General features: G+C 71.1%; 4 protein-coding genes. All 4 read right to left on the bottom strand.

The features are described 5' to 3' along the window. Positions 1-1198, bottom strand: a 1198-nt coding sequence (gene ftsZ / locus VED21_RS30040) for a cell division protein FtsZ (protein WP_324889060.1), incomplete at its 3' end; no start/stop codon positions are given. 165 nt (positions 1199-1363) lie between these two features. After that, complete coding sequence (gene ftsA, locus VED21_RS30035; protein WP_324889058.1) at positions 1364-2632, bottom strand: cell division protein FtsA; 1269 nt, start codon at positions 2630-2632, stop codon at positions 1364-1366. Positions 2633-2661: 29 nt separating this feature from the next. Continuing rightward, on the bottom strand, positions 2662-3603 hold the full coding sequence (locus tag VED21_RS30030; protein WP_324889056.1) for a cell division protein FtsQ/DivIB: 942 nt from the start codon (positions 3601-3603) through the stop codon (positions 2662-2664). Continuing rightward, positions 3588-4517, bottom strand: a complete 930-nt coding sequence (locus VED21_RS30025) for a D-alanine--D-alanine ligase (protein ID WP_324889054.1) — start codon at positions 4515-4517, stop codon at positions 3588-3590. The genes VED21_RS30030 and VED21_RS30025 overlap by 16 nt, the downstream gene beginning before the upstream one ends. Positions 4518-4562: the final 45 nt, after the last annotated feature.

Here is a 4562-nt window from a genome sequence, read left to right as displayed (position 1 = left end):
GCGGGGCCAGCGGGGCTTCCATGGCCAGCGCGGTGGCGCCGTTCACCATCGGCTTGAAGGCCGGGGCGGCACCCGACATGGCGGTGGCGGCGGCCGGAGCGGCGCCGATGCCGCCGACCTCGGCCGGGCGGGCGGCCGGGGCGGACAGGCCCGGCAGGCCGCCCGGCTTGCGGGTGCGGTCGGAGACGACCGACAGGCTGACCGGATGCACCGGGCGCGGGCTGGCCATCGCGGCGGCGTCGATGCCGGTGGCGACGACCGACACGCGCATCGTGCCTTCCATCGAGCTGTCGAAGGTCGAGCCGAAGATGATGTTGGCGTCGGGGTCGACCTCGTCGCGGACGCGGTTGGCCGCCTCGTCCACCTCGAACAGGGTCATGTCGTAGCCGCCGGTGATGTTGATGAGGACGCCGCGCGCCCCCTTCATCGACACGTCGTCCAGCAGCGGGTTGGAGATCGCCGCCTCGGCCGCCTCGATGGCGCGGCGCTCGCCGGCGGCCTCGCCGGTGCCCATCATCGCCTTGCCCATCTCGGTCATCACCGACCGGATGTCGGCGAAGTCCAGGTTGATGAGGCCGGGCATGACCATCAGGTCGGTCACGCCGCGCACGCCGGAGTGCAGCACGTCGTCCGCCATCTTGAAGGCGTCGGCGAACGTGGTCTTCTCGTTGGCGATGCGGAACAGGTTCTGGTTCGGGATGATGATCAGGGTGTCGACGTACTGCTGCAGCTCGGCGATGCCCTGTTCGGCCAGGCGCATGCGGTGCGCGCCCTCGAAGTGGAAGGGCTTGGTCACCACGCCGACGGTCAGGATGCCGCGCTCGCGCGCCGCGCGGGCGATGACCGGGGCAGCGCCCGTGCCGGTGCCGCCGCCCATGCCGGCGGTGATGAACACCATGTTGGAGCCTTCGAGATAGCCGACGATGTCGTCCATCTGCTCCTCGGCCGAGGCGCGGCCAACGTCCGGCTTGGAGCCGGCGCCCAGGCCCCGCGTGGTGCCGGTGCCCAGCTGCAGGCGCTTCTCGCACAAGCTGCCCTTCAGCGCCTGCGCGTCGGTGTTGCCGACGACGAAGTCCACGCCTTCCAGGTTCGACTTGATCATGTTGTTGACGGCGTTGCCGCCGGCGCCGCCGACGCCGAACACGGTGATGCGCGGCTTCAGCTCGGGCTCGATCTGGGGAATGCTGACGTTGATCATGCTAGCCTCCACAACCTGCTTTTGTTCCTTGGGTGAATTCGATTCGGATGACGCCGGTTAGGTCCGGCTGTTGATGCGCGATTTACGAAAACGGCCCCGCCGGCTCCTCCCATACGGGTGGAGCCGGGCATGCGGAGACCGGAGGATCGCGGGAGAGCCCATGGTTTAGAGGTTCTCCCGGAGCCAGAGACCGACGCGCCCCCACAGCCCGCTGGCGGACACGGCCTCATGGCCGGCCACCGGCAGCTCGGTGGGGTGACGCACGGAATGGATGAGCAGGCCGGCCGCCGTCGAGAAGGCGGGGCCGCCGTTGGCCTCGGGCAGCCCGGCGATGCGCGTCGGGCGGCCCATGCGGACCTGCTTGTCGAGGATGAGCTGCGCCAGCTCGCGCGTGCCGGGCAGCTGGCTGGCGCCGCCGGTCAGCACGACGCGGCGGCCGGCCAGCTTGCCGAAGCCCGACTGTTCCAGGCGCGAGCGCACCAGCTCGAAGATCTCCTCCAGCCGCGGCTGGATGATGCGGACCAGAAGCGACTTGGGCACCTGGTTGGTCTGCCCGCGCTCCTCCTCGCCGACCTGGGGCACGTCGATCATCTCGCGCTCGTCGGCGGCACTCGCCATGGCGCTGCCGTACAGCGTCTTCATGCGCTCGGCGTGGACGACGGCGGTGGTCAGGCCGCGGGCGATGTCGTTGGTGACGTGGCTGCCGCCCACCGGGATGCAGTCGGTCCACACCATCTGCCCCTCGAAGAAGACGGAGATGGTGGTGGTGCCGCCGCCCATGTCGATGCAGGCGACCCCCAGCTCCATCTCGTCCTCGACCAGACAGGCGAGGCCGGAGGCGTAGGGGCTGACCACCATGGATTCGATGTCCAGGTGGCAGCGGGCCACGCAGGTCTGCAGGTTGCGCATGGCGCCGGCCGACGCGGTGATGACGTGCACCTGCACGCCCAGCCGGTCGGCGTACATGCCGCGCGGGTCGCGGATGCCGCGGTTGCCGTCCACGGCGAAGCCCACCGGGATGGCGTGGATCAGCTGCTGGTCGGCGCCGACCTGCAGCGCGCGGGCGTGCGCCAGCGCGCGGCGGACGTCGCTGTCCGTCACCTCCTGGCCGGGCACCGACACCTCGGCGTTGAAGGCGTGCGAGGTGGGGTAGCCGCCGGAGATGTTGACCAGCACGTCGTGGATCGTCTCGCCGGCCATCTGCTCGGCCGCGTGGACGGCGGCGCCGATGGAGGTCTCGGCCGCTTCCATGTCGATGATGGTGCCGGCGCGCACGCCGGCGGCGAGCTGGTGCCCGACGCCCACGACACGCACCGCGCCCGCGTCCTCGACGCGCGCGATCAGGCAGCACACCTTGGTCGAGCCGACGTCGAGCGCCGCGACGAACCCGCCGCGGGTCGGACGTTTCGGCTTCTTGCCGCCGTTGAACCCCATGATCTTCACCCCTTAAGCCCCGGCGCCGGTCATGTCTTGTCCCCTGGCTTGCGCTTCTTCTTGCCGTCGTCGTCGGGGAACAGGGCCGCGGCGGTCTGCAGGACGGCGCGGTCGGGCTGGCGCAGGTCGATGGCGACCACGTCGCGCTCCAGCACCTTGCCGGTCGCCTGCATCTCCGCCAGCTGGCGCAGCGCGGTCAGCATCCGCGCCTCCGGCAGCTTGACGACGACGCCGTTGTCGAACTTCAGGTCCCAGCGGCGGTCGCTGATCCAGGTGGCGGCGGTCACGCGCTTGTGCAGCGTCGGCACCTTCTCCAGCGCGGCCAGCAGGCCGGTGACCTGCTGCGGCGCGTTGATGCCCACCACCTGCGGCAGCGTCTCGATGTGCTTGTTGCCGCGCCGCGCCAGTTCGGTGGCGTCGGCCAGCGGGCGTCCGTCGCGGTCGATCACCGTGAACTGCCGCTCGTGCTGCCAGATCGCCATCGGCTGGCGCTCGCTCAGGCGGACGTGCAGCGTGTCGGGCAGGCGCCGCTCGATGCTGGCCGACGACACCCAGGGCAGCTGCTCCAGCCGCTCCTTGGCTTCCGCGAGGTCGAGGCCGAGGATCGGGTCGCCCCGGCGCACGCCCAGCGCTTCCAGGATGGCGCCGGGTTCGGTGGCGGTGCGCCCCTCGACCATCACGTCGCCGATCTGGAAGCCCATGTCGGCGGCGACGCGGATCAGCGCCGACGGGGTGCCGGCCACGGCGCCGCCGACGTTCGCCTGCTTCCACGTCCACCACACGCCGCCACCCAGGCCCAGCAGCGGCAGCATGACGATGCCCATCTTCAGCGCCGGGCGCGCCCAGCGCGGCCAGGCACGGCGGCGGTTGCCGCGCTGTGCTGCGTGGGCCATGGCGCGCGGCGGGGCGGCCGTCTCCTTGCCGGAGCCGGACAGCGTCGCGCGCGGCGGGGCGGTCAGGCGTGCTGACATGCGGCGTTCTCCACGAGCCAGCTGACCAGGGCGCCATAGCTGATGCCGACGTGCGCGGCCTGTTCCGGCACGAGCGACAGCGGAGTCATCCCCGGCTGGTTGTTGATCTCCAGGAAATACAGGCCCTCGATCCCCGGCTTGCTGTCGTCCCAGCGGAAGTCGCTGCGCGACACGCCGCGGCAGCCCAGCGTCTGGTGCGCCAGCACGGCCACGCGCATCGCCTCGGCGTACACCGCTTCGGGGATGGGGGCCGGGATGATGTGGCGGGCGTGGCCGGCGGTGTACTTGGCGGTGTAGTCGAACAGCTCCGCCGCGAACTGGATCTCGGTCACGGCCAGCGGCTTGTCGCCCATGACGCCGGCGGTCAGCTCGCGGCCGGGGATGAACTCCTCGACCAGGACGCGCTCGCCGAAGGTCCAGCCGTCGCCGATGGGCGAGTTCTGGCCCTGGTGCACGCGCGTGACGCCGACGGTCGATCCCTCGTCGACGGGCTTGATGATGTAGGGCGGCTCCATCGGGTGGCCGCCGCCCAGCAGCTCGCCCTTGTGCAGCAGCATGCCCTTGGGCGAGCGCACGCCCACCGTCTCCAGCACGCGCTTGGTCATCGCCTTGTCCATGGCGATGGCCGACGCCAGCACGCCGGAATGGGTGAAGGGGATGCCCATGAACTCCAGCACGCCCTGGATGGTGCCGTCCTCGCCGCCGCGCCCGTGCAGGGCGTTGAAGACGACGTCGGGCTTCGGCGTCAGCGCCTTGATGATGCCGTCCAGGTCGCGCTGCACGTCCACCGCGGTGACCGTGTAGCCTTCCTCCTCCAGCGCCTTGGCGACGGCGGCGCCGCTGACCAGCGACACCTCGCGCTCGGCCGACCAGCCGCCCATCAGGACGGCGACGTGCTTCTTGCGGGCGGTCATGGCGTGGCTCCCATCATCCCGTCGGGCGGAACGCCGATGCGCTTG

The sequence above is a fragment of the Azospirillum sp. genome, from assembly GCF_035627195.1.
In the GTDB taxonomy this organism is placed as follows: domain Bacteria; phylum Pseudomonadota; class Alphaproteobacteria; order Azospirillales; family Azospirillaceae; genus Azospirillum.
The sequence above is the reverse complement of the archived record's forward strand: the minus strand, read 5'-3'. Positions and strand labels throughout refer to the sequence as shown.

Bases quoted from the DNA above. Each gene is read 5' to 3' on its own strand.
- ftsA (WP_324889058.1), bottom strand. From the start codon at position 2,632: ATGGGGTTCAACGGCGGCAAGAAGCCGAAACGTCCGACCCGCGGCGGG.
- VED21_RS30030 (WP_324889056.1), bottom strand. From the start codon at position 3,603: ATGTCAGCACGCCTGACCGCCCCGCCGCGCGCGACGCTGTCCGGCTCC.
- VED21_RS30025 (WP_324889054.1), bottom strand. From the start codon at position 4,517: ATGACCGCCCGCAAGAAGCACGTCGCCGTCCTGATGGGCGGCTGGTCG.